The 14,605-nt window shown below is 45.1% G+C and carries 16 protein-coding genes; 9 read left to right on the top strand and 7 right to left on the bottom strand.

Going from position 1 to position 14,605, the window contains the following annotated elements:
• The first annotated feature begins 102 nt into the window (after window positions 1–102).
• Complete coding sequence (locus F7Y48_RS15620; RefSeq protein ID WP_139059688.1) at window positions 103–1,104, top strand: arginine deiminase-related protein; 1,002 nt, start codon at window positions 103–105, stop codon at window positions 1,102–1,104.
• A gap of 129 nt (window positions 1,105–1,233) precedes the next feature.
• Here the strand turns inward: F7Y48_RS15620 and F7Y48_RS15615 are convergent, their stop codons facing one another.
• Window positions 1,234–2,157, bottom strand: coding sequence for an AraC family transcriptional regulator (locus F7Y48_RS15615; RefSeq protein ID WP_316685012.1), 924 nt, complete (start codon window positions 2,155–2,157; stop codon window positions 1,234–1,236).
• 436 nt (window positions 2,158–2,593) lie between these two features.
• On the opposite strand from F7Y48_RS15615, the gene F7Y48_RS15610 reads away from it, so the two are divergent.
• The 4 genes from F7Y48_RS15610 (at window position 2,594) to F7Y48_RS15595 (ending at window position 4,911) form a co-directional block, all read left to right on the top strand.
• Window positions 2,594–3,043 (top strand): cupin domain-containing protein, encoded by a 450-nt coding sequence (locus F7Y48_RS15610; protein WP_316685011.1) that lies wholly within the window; start codon window positions 2,594–2,596, stop codon window positions 3,041–3,043.
• A 150-nt stretch (window positions 3,044–3,193) separates the two neighbouring features.
• Window positions 3,194–3,547 (top strand): cyclophilin-like fold protein, encoded by a 354-nt coding sequence (locus tag F7Y48_RS15605; protein WP_225461427.1) that lies wholly within the window; start codon window positions 3,194–3,196, stop codon window positions 3,545–3,547.
• Window positions 3,548–3,704: 157 nt separating this feature from the next.
• Window positions 3,705–4,370: a carboxymuconolactone decarboxylase family protein gene (locus F7Y48_RS15600; RefSeq protein ID WP_316685010.1), complete on the top strand. Its 666-nt coding sequence runs from the start codon at window positions 3,705–3,707 to the stop codon at window positions 4,368–4,370.
• Between the two features lie 43 nt (window positions 4,371–4,413).
• Window positions 4,414–4,911, top strand: a complete 498-nt coding sequence (locus F7Y48_RS15595; RefSeq protein ID WP_005398244.1) for a cupin domain-containing protein — start codon at window positions 4,414–4,416, stop codon at window positions 4,909–4,911.
• A 51-nt stretch (window positions 4,912–4,962) separates the two neighbouring features.
• Here the strand turns inward: F7Y48_RS15595 and F7Y48_RS15590 are convergent, their stop codons facing one another.
• A complete protein-coding gene (locus F7Y48_RS15590; protein ID WP_316685009.1) occupies window positions 4,963–5,655 on the bottom strand; it encodes an MOSC domain-containing protein in 693 nt (230 codons plus the stop codon).
• A 111-nt stretch (window positions 5,656–5,766) separates the two neighbouring features.
• On the opposite strand from F7Y48_RS15590, the gene F7Y48_RS15585 reads away from it, so the two are divergent.
• Window positions 5,767–6,582: a helix-turn-helix transcriptional regulator gene (locus tag F7Y48_RS15585; RefSeq protein WP_316685052.1), complete on the top strand. Its 816-nt coding sequence runs from the start codon at window positions 5,767–5,769 to the stop codon at window positions 6,580–6,582.
• An 88-nt stretch (window positions 6,583–6,670) separates the two neighbouring features.
• The gene (locus F7Y48_RS15580; RefSeq protein ID WP_316685008.1) at window positions 6,671–7,663 is read left to right on the top strand and encodes a zinc-dependent alcohol dehydrogenase family protein; all 993 of its coding nucleotides are present in this window, start codon (window positions 6,671–6,673) and stop codon (window positions 7,661–7,663) included.
• A gap of 72 nt (window positions 7,664–7,735) precedes the next feature.
• On the opposite strand, the gene F7Y48_RS15575 is transcribed toward F7Y48_RS15580, so the two are convergent.
• From F7Y48_RS15575 to F7Y48_RS15565, 3 genes are all read right to left on the bottom strand, one after another.
• Window positions 7,736–8,431, bottom strand: coding sequence for a VC0807 family protein (locus F7Y48_RS15575; RefSeq protein ID WP_005398257.1), 696 nt, complete (start codon window positions 8,429–8,431; stop codon window positions 7,736–7,738).
• 168 nt (window positions 8,432–8,599) lie between these two features.
• Window positions 8,600–9,085, bottom strand: a complete 486-nt coding sequence (locus F7Y48_RS15570) for a sigma-70 family RNA polymerase sigma factor (protein ID WP_258507769.1) — start codon at window positions 9,083–9,085, stop codon at window positions 8,600–8,602.
• Window positions 9,086–9,169: 84 nt separating this feature from the next.
• Window positions 9,170–9,856, bottom strand: a complete 687-nt coding sequence (locus tag F7Y48_RS15565) for a DJ-1/PfpI family protein (protein ID WP_006740866.1) — start codon at window positions 9,854–9,856, stop codon at window positions 9,170–9,172.
• Between the two features lie 126 nt (window positions 9,857–9,982).
• Between F7Y48_RS15565 and F7Y48_RS15560 the strand changes: the two genes are divergently transcribed.
• Both F7Y48_RS15560 and F7Y48_RS15555 read left to right on the top strand, forming a co-directional pair.
• The gene (locus F7Y48_RS15560) at window positions 9,983–10,939 is read left to right on the top strand and encodes a LysR family transcriptional regulator (RefSeq protein ID WP_258507772.1); all 957 of its coding nucleotides are present in this window, start codon (window positions 9,983–9,985) and stop codon (window positions 10,937–10,939) included.
• A 127-nt stretch (window positions 10,940–11,066) separates the two neighbouring features.
• Window positions 11,067–11,606 (top strand): CAP domain-containing protein, encoded by a 540-nt coding sequence (locus tag F7Y48_RS15555; RefSeq protein WP_258507775.1) that lies wholly within the window; start codon window positions 11,067–11,069, stop codon window positions 11,604–11,606.
• Window positions 11,607–11,683: 77 nt separating this feature from the next.
• Here the strand turns inward: F7Y48_RS15555 and F7Y48_RS15550 are convergent, their stop codons facing one another.
• Entirely contained in the window at window positions 11,684–12,103 is a 420-nt protein-coding gene (locus F7Y48_RS15550) for a VOC family protein (RefSeq protein WP_258507777.1), read from the bottom strand.
• A gap of 921 nt (window positions 12,104–13,024) precedes the next feature.
• Window positions 13,025–14,593, bottom strand: coding sequence for an alkyl hydroperoxide reductase subunit F (ahpF, locus tag F7Y48_RS15545; RefSeq protein WP_316685007.1), 1,569 nt, complete (start codon window positions 14,591–14,593; stop codon window positions 13,025–13,027).
• Between the last annotated feature and the right edge of the window lie 12 nt (window positions 14,594–14,605).

Raw genomic sequence — 14,605 nt, 5'->3', positions numbered from 1 at the left:
TGAAAATTACTTCTAGATAATTAAATTAATTGTGAAAACAGCAAAACTGAAGTTAACAATAAATTTACAATCTCCTCATTCTAGTGATAAGGAATGTATTGGATGCTATTACACGAATCAGTGACCCAATTTGCTAATGGGAAAGAAGAAAGCACGCAAAGTGCTCAGCGCCAAACCGCAAACTGCGTAGTGATGGTGCCACCGAAAGAGTTTCGTTTTAATGAAGAAACCGCACAAGATAATGAGTTCCAACATAAAGTGTCACTCAGCCAAGAAGAAGTCTCGCGTAGAGTGATGGCCGAGTTCGCGAGTATGGTAGCAACGCTGCGTCAAGAGGGCGTTCAAGTTGTTGAGTTTGATTATCCGGCTTCAGATGTTTCGACGCCAGACGCGGTATTTCCAAACAACTGGTTTAGTACTACGCCAGATGGCACGTTGTACACCTTTCCAATGGCCTGTGAAAACCGTCAAAAAGAAGTGCGTCCTGATGCGCTTGTGGCGGCACTAGCGCAAGCTGGGCGAGAAGTTCATCGACGTAGCAGCCTAACTGAATATCTTGATGAGCAAGCGTATTTAGAAAGCACGGGTGTGATGGTCTTTGACCACTTAAATAAAACGGTCTACGCCGCACTTTCACAACGTTGTGATCGTCTGGTTTTAGAAGATTACGCCGATCGCATTGGCTATGAACGAGTGATCTCTTTCCAAACCCGTTTGCCGTCTGGTGCGCCTATTTACCATACCAACGTGATGATGGCTGTGGGTGAGCAGTTCTGCGTGATTTGTGACGAAGTGATCCCAGAATTTGAGCGTCGTTTTGTGATGAAATCACTCGCCAAAGATAAGCAAGTGATCTCTATTTCGATTGAGCAAATGAACCACTTCTGCGGCAACATTCTTCAGTTGGAAACCATCAATGGAGACAAAGTCATTGCGATGTCGCAATCGGCATTCGATGCTTTCTCTCCTGCACAAAGAAATCAACTTGCGACGCACGGTAAATTGCTGCCATTCGATGTTTCTACCATAGAATCTATTGGTGGTGGCTCGGTTCGCTGTATGTTGGGTGAGGTATTTTTGCCTAGTCGACAAGCGGTGTTATAAACATATTGTGCAGTTTTGCTTGCACATGCAGGTGACGTTCATTCTATCCCAAATAATAAAACCGTTAGCCTCGAGGCAGTACGAGGCTGACGGTTTCACTTTCTAGCTTCTTCCTAGGATATTCCGAGCTTAACCCATACTCTCGCGCAAAGACTTGATGTCTTTGGATGGTGGCGCACCAAATAAACGGCTGTATTCACGGCTAAATTGAGAAGGGCTTTCGTAACCCACTTTAAACGTAGTCGCCATGGCATCGAGGTTTTCTGTCAGCATTAAACGCCGAGCTTCGCTGAGTCTTAATTTCTTTTGAAATTGCAGTGGCGTCATAGATGTCATAGAACGAAAGTGGGTATAAAACGCCGATTTACTCATGCCACTGTAGGAAGCTAACTCACTGACACTTAACGGCTTTACGAAATTATTCTTCAACCAATCAATGGCCTTCGCGATTTGATGGCTGTGACTTCCTGCAGTTACGATTTGATTAAGACGAGCGCCCTGTTCGGTGATTAACAGTCGATAAAAAATCTCTCGTTTAATGATCGGCGCTAAAATTTTGATGCTTTGTCCTTCATCCAGCAGCTCTATTAAACGCAGAAAGGCGTCAAGTAATGGCTCCGATAATTCTCCAACCGCTATGCCTTTTTGCGCTTCTTTGCTTTGATTAAACGTCAGTTCACTATCGACAATAAGTTGAGATATTTCAGTTAGATCCAGCTCCATAATCACCCCTAAATAAGGTTTATCTTCACTGGCTTCAATGATATTGGCGATAATCGGTAAGTCGACAGAGGAGATCAAAAAGTGGTTCGCATCGTAAACAAAGCTATCTTCACCCAACAACACGCGCTTTCTCCCTTGAGCAATTAAGCAAATACTTGGGTTGTGGGTGTAGCTTGTCGGTGGTGTTGGGGTTGCCCAGCGACTGAACCTTAATCCTGGAATTTCTGTGTCATATTGGTTCGCGCCATTTGCCCATTTCTCTATGTGCTTGGCAAGCTTTTCTATTGCACTGGCCAGGGTTGACGAAGTGTTTGACGGTACCTCTTGCATAAGTCAGTGCTCTCCTCTGGTTGGCCTCAGGTTCGGGGTTAACGGCATGCGATTTCTGCCTTTGTAGTTAACGCCTCTTCGGAGTCAATTAAGCGACTTCATTAAGCATAGTTATAACAGTTCATTTCTTTAAGTAAAGAATATTGGGCAAGTATCTATTTCGAGGTTAAGCGATCAGAGAGTGATCTTTCTGGTTGGTTTTTGAGCGGGTTAATTGTCTGTCATGAATTTTATTATTTAATAGTCAAATGCTTATGTATAGATGAGTTTTTATTCCGTTTTTTCTAACCGGTCTCAAGTATGGTTGTCTTTTGTATTGATTTGGAATATTGGGCAAGTATTAGCAAAGAATAGGCTAACGGTCATCTATCAAAGCGCAATACAGTGAACCCATGGTTTGGTGAGTTGTAAGCACTCAAGAACACTATTTGGAGTCATGATGAATAACAAAAGCAATACTCAAATCCCTGACGTACTGCAAGCCAGTGTATTTCAAGGTCGAGGCATTTTCGAGTTTGGTGAAAAGAATGAAGCGTATGCGGATTACTTTACCGGTACGAGTTATCTGGCGTTGCTCAATCAGCCTGGTCTTATCGTGGCGAACGTAACGTTTGAACCAGGGTGTCGCAATTTTTGGCATATTCATCATGAAGGTGGGCAGATTCTGTTAGCGACAGGAGGGCGAGGTTGGTATCAAGAATTTGGCCAACCAGCACAAGAGTTGAATGTTGGCGATGTCGTGCATATCGCGCCAGGTACTAAGCATTGGCATGGCGCAGCTAAAGACAGTTGGTTCTCACATGTTGCAATAGAAATACCGGCTGAAGGCGCAAGTAATGAATGGTGCGAACCAGTCTTTGATCAAGAGTACATGCAACTAAAGTAGCCCGAGCTAAGTTTTCAGTGAGAAAAGGGAATCTCGATGAGACAAGCGTACCGTTTCAATCAGTGGGTGAGATGCGTTTTGGTGAGTAGTGCCTGGATGCTCCCCTGCATTGTAAACGCAGAAGTTAATAGCGCTGGATTGGAGGAAAATATGGTGAAAATTCGTTTTATTTTCGATGATTGCAGTGTTTTAGGTACATTGAAGAGCAGTGCGAGTACAGACGATTTTGTTCGTCAATTGCCTCTAACATTAGATCTACAAGACTACGCAAATACAGAGAAAATTGCTTACTTACCGAATAAGTTAACTCGCGAAGGCGCACCTTCTGGAACTCAATCAAAAACGGGTGACATCTCTTATTACGCCCCTTGGGGAAATTTAGTTATCTTTTATAAGGACTTTGGTTACGCGTCTGGGTTAATTAAATTAGGTCAAATCGATGATGGGATTCATTGCTTTATTTCGAAAGAAACAAACCGTGTCACGATCGAAAAAGTAAATTAATGACCTAGTTAACAATGTGAATTATTAATGTAGAAATCAGAAAGCTAATAAATATATTTCTAGAACTTCTATGGATTAGAACACCGTTACATAATGGAATTTTGATATGAAAGCATTAAACAAATCTGTTAAATCAATATTAATATTGGTGCTCACTATGGCAACACTATGCACAACGAATATCGCTTCAGCATCAGAAATATTCAGTGATAAAGAGCGAGCTATTATTCCTATTTCTGCTTTTACTGCGAGTGGTGAAATAGAAAAACTAACACAAAGCCTTAATGATGGGTTAGACGCAGGCCTAACGGTCAACGAGACAAAAGAAGTGCTGGCTCAGTTGTACGCGTATGCTGGATTTCCGCGCAGTTTGAATGGACTAGCAACATTTATGACGGTGTTGGAGGAACGTAAAAGCCAAGGTATTACTGATACCTTAGGGCGAGAATCAAGCGCGTTACCTAACGATAAAACCAGCTTAGAATTTGGCGCTGAAAACCAAACACAACTTGTTGGTGCAGAAGTAAAAGGCGCGCTATTCGATTTTTCTCCGCAAATTGATGAATACCTAAAAGCACATTTGTTTGGTGATATTTTTGAACGCGATGTGCTCACTTGGAAAGAGCGTGAAATTGCTACGATTGCAGCATTAGCAAATATGAACGGTGTTAATAGCCAATTAGCAGCTCACTATAATATCAGTATGAATAACAATGTTTCTATTCAAGAGTTAGAGGAATTTATTGTTGTATTAAGTGAGTACTGTGGTGACAGTGTGTCTAATAATGCCCACTCGGTCCTAAAAACAGTTTTGGGAAAATAAATATTATTTGGCCAATCATATCAATTAGAAAGGAATTCGTTTTATGAAAAATAAATCATCATTGTTTATTTGGTCTGTGCTGTTGTCGACGGGATTTATGCTTCCAATTGCTCAAGCAGCCGATGGTAACTCATCTTCGCAGCAAGTTTATCGCTCTGCTGATCAGAAATCGTTTCAAGGACCTGAAAACCTATTTACCGGGAAAGTTAACGTCGAGATGTTGTTTCCTGAAAACGAAGTTGCAAACTACAGCGCCGCCTATGTCACTTTTGATGCAGGAGCTCGAACCGCTTGGCATACTCACCCTGCAGGACAACACATGATCGTCACTTCCGGTACCGCACTTACAGGAACGCGTGATGGGCATGTAATTCGATTTGCTGCTGGTGATAGTGTTTGGTGTCCGCCTGGTATCGACCATTGGCACGGTGCTACACCAAATGCGCCAATGACTCACCTAGTGGTTACGGCGTCAAAAGACGGTGAAAACGTTATCTGGAAAGAGCAAGTCACCGATGGTCAGTATGCAGCAGGACAGTAATAACCAAGGCCACGTTTTTATAGTGAGCGCAGAGCTTTTACTCTGCGTTTTTTATTGTCTTGTTGGGCCAACCAAGCGAATTTCCCAATCCTCGACTTCGCCAGTTTCTAGGCGGAGCTCGACCAACTTGCCCCAAGACTCGACTAACGGCAGTTCAGACAGCTTAGTGAGTTCTTCTCTATCTAAACAGCCAGTGAAAACCGCACCCATGATGCGAGCCAATGGCCATTCTGGATAAGGTCTTTCGCACAGAATAATCTCGTCACCTGCACCGATATCGCCTTCTTCCAACACTCGGAAATACCAGCCTGTTCGAAGCGTATCTTGCAGTCTTCTCGCCATGTCGTGTTGGTCAAATCGTACGTTAAGCTTCCAACAAGGCATACGACCTTGCGACACTTCCAGTAGTGTTGAGCCGATACGGATTTTATCTTTCAAGCAAATCGTGGATTCGTTGACGCCCTCGGAGCTGATGTTTTCGCCAAAGCCGCCAGCGGATTGGAAAATTGTTCTTTCGCCTAATTCTTGTTGCCAGATTGGGTAGTGCTCGCTTGGGTAAATATGAAGCGCTTTTTGAATTCCACCATGAAAGCGTGGATCGCCTTGCTCATCACTGGTAAAACCAAGCTCTGTTGCGTGTTGGCGCTCGGGCAACACTTGTTTGTTGATTGCGCTTTGCGCTCCATGAGCATAAGGGACAGTTTTCCCTGCTAGCACAGCTTTTACGACGCCGATTTTCTTCATGTAACCTCCTTATTATTTGAATGAGAGATAAAGTGTTCACCTTCATTCGCGATGCGGAGCATGATAGCCTAGTGAACTTGTGTCGGAATAGGGATGAAAAGACAATCAACAATGCTAACTCGCCAAATTGATTCGAAGTCAGGCGTCATCACCTCCAATGAGATGATGGCCGCGAATCCCCATTCTCCTGTTTTGGTGAAAACCATCGACATGCCAAAAGGTTACATTGATGCGCTGCATCAACACATTTGGCATCAAATCATCTTTCCTATCAAAGGGTTATTGCAAACACAAACGGAGCATTATCAGCATTTGGTTCCGCACACTTCTGCGTTATTTGTTCCTGCGGGTGTTCAACACGAGTCGATTGCTCTAAGCAACACGATATTTGTTGGCATTTACCTCAACCCTGAGTTTGGTGCGACGTACGAGCCACAAGTGAGAACCATTGCTTTAACGCCGTTTTTAAATGAGCTTTTACAAGAGATCCGTAGACAGTGTGAAGGTGAGACAAGCCACGAAGAAGTGCTGCATTTGCTGGCGGTGTTGCATGATCAAATTTTGAAAAGCAACGTGCAGACATTTCAGTTGTTGCTGCCACAAGACAGACGACTAAAACTGATTTTCGAGCAACTGACTGACGAGCCCGCGTTGAGCTGTTCGCTAAAAGAGTGGGGGGAGAAAATTGGGGCGTCTGAGCGCACTTTATCACGGTTGTTTGCCAAGGAATTCAACACTTCATTTCTGCTTTGGCGGCAACAAATTCGGCTGATTTACTCGCTTTCTTTGTTAGATGAAACGTTGCCAATCCAAGCCATTGCAGACCTAGTGGGTTATCAAAACGACTCATCCTACATCAAAGCATTTAAAGCCTATTTTGATATGACGCCACAACAGTTTAGAGTGAACGGCGCATCGCGCAGGTAGAAATACAGAGTTTCGACTTCACTTAATGCGTTTGAGAAGAAGTCGCGAAACTTCCTTTTTGAATTTCAATTACATGGTATGAATAACAATGGCACCAACGATAAATACTCGAGTGAATCAATTCTGTTTTGGTCAGTCCAAAACGTCGCTGTCGTTGGAAAAAGAGCCCCTCAAACCGCTTGTTCAGGGCAAGATTCGGGTGAGGCTCGAAGCTACAAACATTAACCCAAGTGACTTGCTTTCTATTCATGGTGTTGGGCAATACCGCCGCGTTCACGTACCACCTCGCGTGCCGGGATTTGAAGCGGTTGGGCGTGTGGTGGAAGTCAGTGCAGTCGGTCACACTGACCTTCAAGTTGGGCAAAAAGTGTTGGTGGCGATGAGTGGTACTTGGCAATACTACATAGATACTTCGCCTGAGAATCTTTTTCCGCTACCTGAGAGTTTGGATAACGGCTATGCCTGCCAGTTGTACATCAACGCGTTAACCGCGTGGGTGATCACCACTAAAGTGGCTAAGTTGAACAAAAGTGATGTGGTGATCATCAATGCGGCAGGGTCAGCGATCGGTAAGATATTTGCCCAGCTTGCTCATTCACTGGGTTTTACACTGATTGCTGTGACTTCAAAGCCAGAAGAGTATCCGTACGATACGATTCCAGTGTTGGACGCGAAGAAAGACTTACACGCGCAACTGCAAACGCGCAAACTGCCACAACCAACGGCCGCTTTGGATGCGATAGGCGGTGAGGCTGGCACGTATCTCATTCGTACCTTGAAAGAAAATGGCCAATACATCAACTACGGGACGTTGTCGTTAGCGCCTTATACGCCTGCGTTTTTTGAATCGATGAAGACCAACAACATCGACTTTAGCACCTTCTTTTTGCGATATTGGGAAGAATCGGTAGGTAAAGGCGGGAGAAAAGCGGTATTCGCTGAAATGTTAGACCACTTTATTGCCAACGATATAAAGTTAAATGTAGCGTCTGAGCTGCCGCTAGAGGATTTTCAAACTGCGATTGAAATGGTTGAGCAACGCTCATCGGCGGTGTCAGGAAAAATCATTTTGACGCTATGAATTACAGTGAGTCTGTTGAGAAAAGGGAGGATAAATCCTCCCTTTTTTGATGGGTTATTTGTAATGATGGGACTATTTTAGATGGAAAATTTGTTCTGTTTCGAGCGATGTCATCGTACGTACTTGACGCCAAATGTAATAAAAAATACCGAACATCATTAACATGCTTGGAATTGCAATCATCGGGTAGCTGTAAAGCGTCATCTTACCCAACTCTTCATTAAAAGCAGCCGTGCCCGAAGGACTGGTCACGATCCAGGTCGCAAGGAAGTAGTTCATCGCGGATGAGAACGCAAAAGTACTCGCAAACAGATAGTTTGATGACATTAGACAACGTTCAAATGCCTCTGATTGACCGTTCTCTTTCAAGCGTTCGTTAATCAGCGATAAATTCAATACCGTGTCATTCAGTACTAACTTCTGCATCAGTGGGTAGCGGGTAAACGTTGAGCCCAAAACCGCTAAACCGATCAGGCCAGGGATCAGGGCTTCTTTCAAGGCTAACCAACGTGTATCAAGCTCTAACAAGCCAATGCCGCCAGTTAATAAAACACTGATAAAGCCAAGTGCAGAAATAAAGTTAAATTTCTTGTTCCGGACAAGGTCCATACCGCCGTAAATGATAGGAAATAGCAAAGCGACAACCAGCGCCATTGCTGTTCCTAGGTTTTCATCGCCGCTAAACTTCATCAAGATAAAGGAAGGGATGAATACGTTAAAAAGAATCTCGAATAGGGGATTCGGCTTTTTCGCCGTTGTGTTACTCATAATGTTTTACTGACTCTACTCTATGTCGGCTGTTATTGTACTTTGACGAGAAGTGTTCATCTAGTCGCGCTTGATGTAAAGCGTTAAAGCGCCGAGTTGTGTAACGACTTATGAAATAGACCGGAGCATAGCCAGTTAGTTGACATGATTGACTACTTTTTTTGTGTCTTAATCGCGCTCCCTCTGCGCAATGATCTGATTGCGTGCTCTGAATAATCGAGTCGCCACGGTGTTGTGATTAAGCTCTAATACTTGAGCAATTTCATTATGATTAAACCCGACTACGAGTTTTAAGACCAATGGTTCACGGTATTTGGGTTCAAGAATCATCATTTGTTTTTTAAGCCAATCTTGTGCCATGTCGTGGTCACTGCCAGAGTAGGTTTTTGCCTGTATTACACACTCATCAATATCGACAAAATCGTACTGCTTTTTATCAAAGCGCCGAGCATTCTCACGACGCAAAATGGTGATGAGCCAAGGCTTCGCGGCATTGGGATCATTTAAGTTATCAAAGAATCGCCACGCTTTCAGGAAGGTGTCTTGCGCCAAATCTTGAGCAAGGTGATGATCTTTGCATAGCCAATATGCGAGACGATAGATATCTTGGTATCGCTCCTTCGTCAGTGCTTCGTATCGTTTGTGTTTTTCCATAGGATTAAGATCAGAAGTGTAGAGCTGAGTAGCAAGGTAACCTCTGAAGCTTCAAAGGTTACCTGCGGTTTCGTTCTTGCCCGCTTAAAATGGCTGGGTAGAAAAACGTGAGTATTGAAGGGCGTCTGCGACTTCTTGAGCTTTAGATTCTGAAGTCATGAGATGCAGCAATTTAAGGGCGGCTTGATAGCTAACTAGGCTGCCGTTTGAGGTGATGACGCCCTCATCAACAACAAAATTCTGGTCGACCTGTACATCAACTGCTGGATAGTCTTTTTGTAATCCGTTTTCACCTCCTGCCCACGTCGTCGCTTTCTTACCGTTTAACAGGCCAGCCTCGGCCAATAGATACGCACCAGAGCAATTACTTGCCATCCAATCTGCCGCCTTTGATGTGGTTTGAATAAAGTGAATGAGATCCTTGTTTTCGATTAGCGCATCCATGTCGTAGCTGGATGTTAAAACCAGCACGTCGAGTTCCGGCTGATCGCCAATCCAAGCATCCACACCAATTTTTAATCCCTCTTCAGTGGTGATGGTTTTCTGATCAGAGACAGAAATAGTGACTACTTCATAATCGCTAAACCAAGTCAGACGACTTGCAACGCCAAAGACCTCTAAAGGCGCAGTGACATCAGAGGTCAGTACGCCGTCGTAAACCAGAATGCCAATGCGTTTATCCGCCGCATGTGCCGTTTGAAGCATCCCAAAGAATAGGACTAAGGTCGCTATCAATAGTTGTAGTGCATTCTTTAATCCATTTTTACCCATTGTTTTTTCCTCGCTAACAGAGCATCAAGTTATTGAGATTCATTATATTTGGGCTGATTGGTGATTGAAGAGCCACTTTGTCTTTACTAAAGTGAATAAAGTTCACGAATTGAATGCACGAGTTTTATGGATAAGATACGGTCCCTACGATTTTTTATTGCCACTTTAGAAGGTGGCAGTTTTGCTGCGGCCGCCAAAGCGTATGGCACAGACCCTTCTACGGTGAGTAAGGCCATCCATCGTCTTGAAAGCGACTTGGGAATACAGCTTTTCCAGCGTTCTACGCGACAGATCCGTCTGACAGATGCCGGTCGTCGATACGCAAATACCGCTAGGTTTGTACTGGACGAACTGACAGCGTGTGAGGATTCATTGAAAAGCCACAATGATGCGCTTTCAGGACTGCTTAAGATTAATGTGCCGGTCTCTTACGGTCGCCTTTACATTCGCCCTTTATTAAAAGAGTTTTGTCGCCGCTACCCCAGCATCACGATCGATATTCATTACGATGACGCCTACGTTGATATTATTGAGCAAGGGATTGATGTGTCGATTAGATCTGGTGTCGTTCAGGACAGCCAGTTGATTGTGCGCCAGCTGAGTCCTATCGATTTTATTATTTGTGGCAGTCAGGATTACTTAGCGCGGCATGGTGTTCCGAGTGGCCCGGATGTATTCAATGACCATTCTTGGGTTCGTTTTCGTTTTAAACAAACGGGGAAACTGTTGCCGATTCGGATGCCAGAACCAGACGGTGCAAGTGAGTATAACCCCGAGAGAAATTTTATTGTAAACGACGGCGAATCCATGGCAGAGCTTTGCGCAGAAGGCTTAGGGTTAACTCAGATTCCTCACTTTATCGCGAGAGATTGGCTCAAAGCGGGGCGTTTAGTGCCGATATTTCCGAGTATGCGCCAAGCAGGAAATGGCGTGTATCTTCTCTATGCCAACCGGGAATATGTGCCTGCTCGAGTGAGGGTGTTCATCGATTTTATCACCCAAGCGATACAGGATATGGATGAAACGCCATTCCATACGTGGGCTGAAACGTTGCCGATTTACCAACCGAACCAAGGCGATTGAAAACTTCATGTGAGTCTTTGGTTAAAACACTCCAAGCCATATGGTGCTTTTATGGGTTTTTGTTAGGTTATTGGGCGTTATTATCGACAAGCGCAGTTTGCTCTTCGTCACTCATAAAGGAAAGACAATGCCAACTAAGATCTTAGTGCCAGTTTTGGCTCTACTTCTCAGCGCATGTGGCGGCGACGGGGAGTCGTCAGCACCTGTAGACAGCGGCTCTCAAAACACAGGTTCCACATCGTCACAAGGCACATTTGCCGAGCAGATGCTCGCAGCGGTCAACAGTGCTCGCTCTACTACACAACAGTGTGGCGCAACCACCATGCCACCTGTTGGGGCCCTGACTTGGAGCTACGCTTTGGAAAGCGCCGCTTATCGACACTCAAGCGACATGGCGAACAGCGATTTCATGAGTCACACAGGCTCCGATGGCAGCAATATGTCAGATCGAGTCAACGCAACGGGCTATGCTTGGAGCGCTATTGGTGAGAATGTCGCCGTAGGGCAAAGTTCCATTAACGCCGTCGTTAATGCTTGGTTATCGAGCGAGGGTCACTGCCTCAATATCATGAGTGCGGATTTTGATCAGATGGGCGCGTCGCTTGTCGAAAATCACTCGGCAAGCTACGGGTATTACTGGACTCAGGTTTTTGCCAAACAGCGCTAATGCGATAAAGAAACCTGATAGATAAACTAAAACGCCAGTAGTCACTATCTGCTGGCGTTTTATTATTTACGTCTCTTTTAGCTTGTCAGGTTACGAAATTTTGGATCATCCGTCAGGTATTCAACGAATTCGATCTCAAAACCTGCAGGGTCAACAAAATACACATTCTTGCGATATGGCTCATCAGCCCCAGGTTGGGCAATCGGATAACCTGCATCGGTCAGTCTTTTTATGATGGCATCGACGTTGTTGGTCACATAAGCAAAATGCGCTAGCCCTACTTGGTGGCCGCCCAACTCGCGGTTCTCACCTTCACCGTGGTCACTCATCGCAATATATTGATACTCGTCGCCAAAATGTAGCCAGTTTCTTGGCTTGCCACTCCATTCGCCTTTCCCCTCATCACGCACGTACCAATGTGGAAATGCAGTTTGATAAAACTTCAGCATTTCAGGGATGTTTTTCACGACTAAATTAATATGTTCTAGTTGGATCATGATGTGCTCCTTTTTGTCATTTCCTAGCCAACGATGAACATGCTAAAACCTCAAGTTAAGTCGAGGTAAAGGGCTTTTTTTAAATTTTTTAGGGTAGATGTCTTTGGAGCTTGGTACATGGAGAGATTCGGTGGGGTGGTACTTGAATCTGCGAGTTGGGTTAGGTGCTTGCAACCCTCTTTCATCTTTTGTTTGTTCGTGCTAATCATTTTCGAGCGAGTTTGTGATGAGTAGATTCCCAGTCTCACCTAGGTTCGCGGGAATGACGTGAAGAGAGCGCTTAACGAACAGCGTCATTCTGAAGGAGCCTAAGCGAGTATTCAGAATCTATTTGCAGCGCGTTTCGATGCTGGTGGTGTGAATTGAATTATCCGCGATTGTAGAACTTGCCACCTTGAGCTCGGAGTGCTGAGATCTTTAGAGTTTGATACAAGCGAAGGTTAGGTGGGGTTGGTGGTTTGAGGTTGAGAGGAGGATTATGTTCAGAACCCTCTAACCGTTGATGCGTCACGTGTATGTGTGTGAATTTCTTTCGTTCAAGCTTGCGATGGATAGATTCCCAGTCTCACCTAGGTTCGCGGGAATGACGTGAAGAGAGCGCTAAACGAACGGTGTCATTCTGAAGGAGCCTAAGCGAGTATTCAGAATCTATTTGCAGCGCTTTGTGATGCTGGCGGTGTGAATTGAATTATCCGTGATTGTAGAGCCATTCCCTCCAGTTTGAACTCGGAGTGCTGGAGGATGTGCTTACACCCCTCCCCAAAACCAAAAAAGCCAGCAGTTAGTACCTGCTGGCAAAGTCTTTGGGCTTCTAGGTTTTTTGCTTTTATTTCTTGTTACTCATCGCTGTCACGGTGCCCCGATTGGTTTTCAGGGGAAGAAAACACCGCACCGTGCGCTTTGTGCTCAAGAAATTGGAGATTAACCTTGCTTACGGATTAGGTAGTCAAACGCGCCTAAGCTTGCTTTTGCACCTTCACCCATAGCAATGATGATCTGTTTGTAAGGAACCGTCGTTGCGTCACCCGCTGCGAAGACACCTTCTAGGCTGGTTTCACCACGGCTACCAACTTCAATTTCGCCGCGCTCAGAAAGCGCTACTTCTGAATCTTTCAGCCATTCTGTGTTTGGTACTAGTCCGATTTGGACAAAGATACCTGACAGTTCAATCTCTTTGATTTCATCTGTGTTACGGTCTTTGTACTTCAAGCTTGTTACGCGAGTACCGTCACCCACTACTTCTGTGGTTTGCGCCATCGTGATGATGTCGATGTTTGGTAATGAGTTTGCTTTGTCGATAAGTACCTGGTCTGCGCGAAGTACGTCTGCAAATTCAAGAACGGTTACGTGCTCAACAATACCTGCTAGGTCGATAGCCGCTTCGATGCCTGAGTTACCACCACCGATAACTGCGGTTTTCTTGCCTTTGAACAACGGGCCGTCACAGTGTGGGCAGTACGCGACGCCTTTGTTGCGGTACTCTTGCTCACCCGGAACGTTCATTTCACGCCAGCGTGCACCAGGGCTTAGGATGACACTCTTACTTTTCAGCGTTGCACCGCTTTCAAGTTGGATGTGAATCAAGCCATCATCTGTGTGCGCTGCGCCCATCAGTTTTTGCGCTTGTTGCTCAGTCACAACGTCTACGTCATATTCTTTTAGGTGCTCGGCTAGGTCAGTCGCCAGTTTTGGACCTTCAGTACGTTTTACCGAGATGAAGTTCTCGATTGCCATGGTGTCCATCACCTGACCACCGAAGCGTTTAGCGACAACGCCAGTGCGAATGCCTTTACGCGCTGCGTATAATGCTGCTGCACTACCACCAGGGCCACCGCCGACAACTAGCACGTCGTATGGGTCTTTTTCGCTCAGTGCTTTGGCTGCTTTCTCGCTCGCGCCATCATCCACTTTGTTTAGGATTTCAGTTAGAGACATACGGCCTTGACCGAATAGCTCTCCGTTCACGAATACGCTTGGTACGGCCATGATGTCGCGTTGTTTCACTTCATCTTGGAAGAGTGCACCGTCGATCATGGTTGCTTTCACTTTCGGGTTGATCGCCGCCATCATGTTGAACGCTTGAACGACGTCTGGACAGTTTTGGCACGACAGTGAAATGAACACTTCAACTTCCAACTCTTTATCTAGCGCTGCGATTTGTTCAATCACTTCCGGCTCTAGTTTGATTGGGTGACCACCAGAGTGCAGCAATGCCAATACCAGAGAGGTAAATTCGTGACCCATTGGTAGGCCAGCAAAGCGAAGTGCTGTGCCTTTTACTGGGTTGGTCACCGTCATCACTGGTTTACGTGTGCTTGCGTTGTCGTCACGTTCAACGGTGATAAAGTCGCTCATCTCTGCGATTTGGTTCGCCAGAGACAGAATGTCATTCGATGCTTTGCTTTCATCTAGACTAACCACTAGACGAACGTCTTCTTTTACATTAGCCAGATATTGTTTGAGTTGTTGTTGGATCGCTTGGTCTAACATAGTTGTTGTTAC

This window comes from Vibrio sp. 2-1-2a (genome assembly GCF_032648565.1).
GTDB lineage: Bacteria > Pseudomonadota > Gammaproteobacteria > Enterobacterales > Vibrionaceae > Vibrio > Vibrio diabolicus.
Note: the sequence above shows the minus strand (reverse complement) of the source record. Positions and strands in the feature narration are given on the sequence as shown.

Excerpts from the sequence above, each read along its gene's own strand:
- F7Y48_RS15620 (WP_139059688.1), top strand. The coding sequence starts at position 103 with ATGCTATTACACGAATCAGTGACCCAATTTGCTAATGGGAAAGAAGAA.
- F7Y48_RS15615 (WP_316685012.1), bottom strand. The coding sequence starts at position 2,157 with ATGCAAGAGGTACCGTCAAACACTTCGTCAACCCTGGCCAGTGCAATA.
- F7Y48_RS15610 (WP_316685011.1), top strand. The coding sequence starts at position 2,594 with ATGATGAATAACAAAAGCAATACTCAAATCCCTGACGTACTGCAAGCC.
- F7Y48_RS15605 (WP_225461427.1), top strand. The coding sequence starts at position 3,194 with ATGGTGAAAATTCGTTTTATTTTCGATGATTGCAGTGTTTTAGGTACA.
- F7Y48_RS15600 (WP_316685010.1), top strand. The coding sequence starts at position 3,705 with ATGGCAACACTATGCACAACGAATATCGCTTCAGCATCAGAAATATTC.
- F7Y48_RS15595 (WP_005398244.1), top strand. The coding sequence starts at position 4,414 with ATGAAAAATAAATCATCATTGTTTATTTGGTCTGTGCTGTTGTCGACG.
- F7Y48_RS15590 (WP_316685009.1), bottom strand. The coding sequence starts at position 5,655 with ATGAAGAAAATCGGCGTCGTAAAAGCTGTGCTAGCAGGGAAAACTGTC.
- F7Y48_RS15585 (WP_316685052.1), top strand. The coding sequence starts at position 5,767 with ATGCTAACTCGCCAAATTGATTCGAAGTCAGGCGTCATCACCTCCAAT.
- F7Y48_RS15580 (WP_316685008.1), top strand. The coding sequence starts at position 6,671 with ATGGCACCAACGATAAATACTCGAGTGAATCAATTCTGTTTTGGTCAG.
- F7Y48_RS15575 (WP_005398257.1), bottom strand. The coding sequence starts at position 8,431 with ATGAGTAACACAACGGCGAAAAAGCCGAATCCCCTATTCGAGATTCTT.
- F7Y48_RS15570 (WP_258507769.1), bottom strand. The coding sequence starts at position 9,085 with ATGGAAAAACACAAACGATACGAAGCACTGACGAAGGAGCGATACCAA.
- F7Y48_RS15565 (WP_006740866.1), bottom strand. The coding sequence starts at position 9,856 with ATGGGTAAAAATGGATTAAAGAATGCACTACAACTATTGATAGCGACC.
- F7Y48_RS15560 (WP_258507772.1), top strand. The coding sequence starts at position 9,983 with ATGGATAAGATACGGTCCCTACGATTTTTTATTGCCACTTTAGAAGGT.
- F7Y48_RS15555 (WP_258507775.1), top strand. The coding sequence starts at position 11,067 with ATGCCAACTAAGATCTTAGTGCCAGTTTTGGCTCTACTTCTCAGCGCA.
- F7Y48_RS15550 (WP_258507777.1), bottom strand. The coding sequence starts at position 12,103 with ATGATCCAACTAGAACATATTAATTTAGTCGTGAAAAACATCCCTGAA.
- ahpF (WP_316685007.1), bottom strand. The coding sequence starts at position 14,593 with ATGTTAGACCAAGCGATCCAACAACAACTCAAACAATATCTGGCTAAT.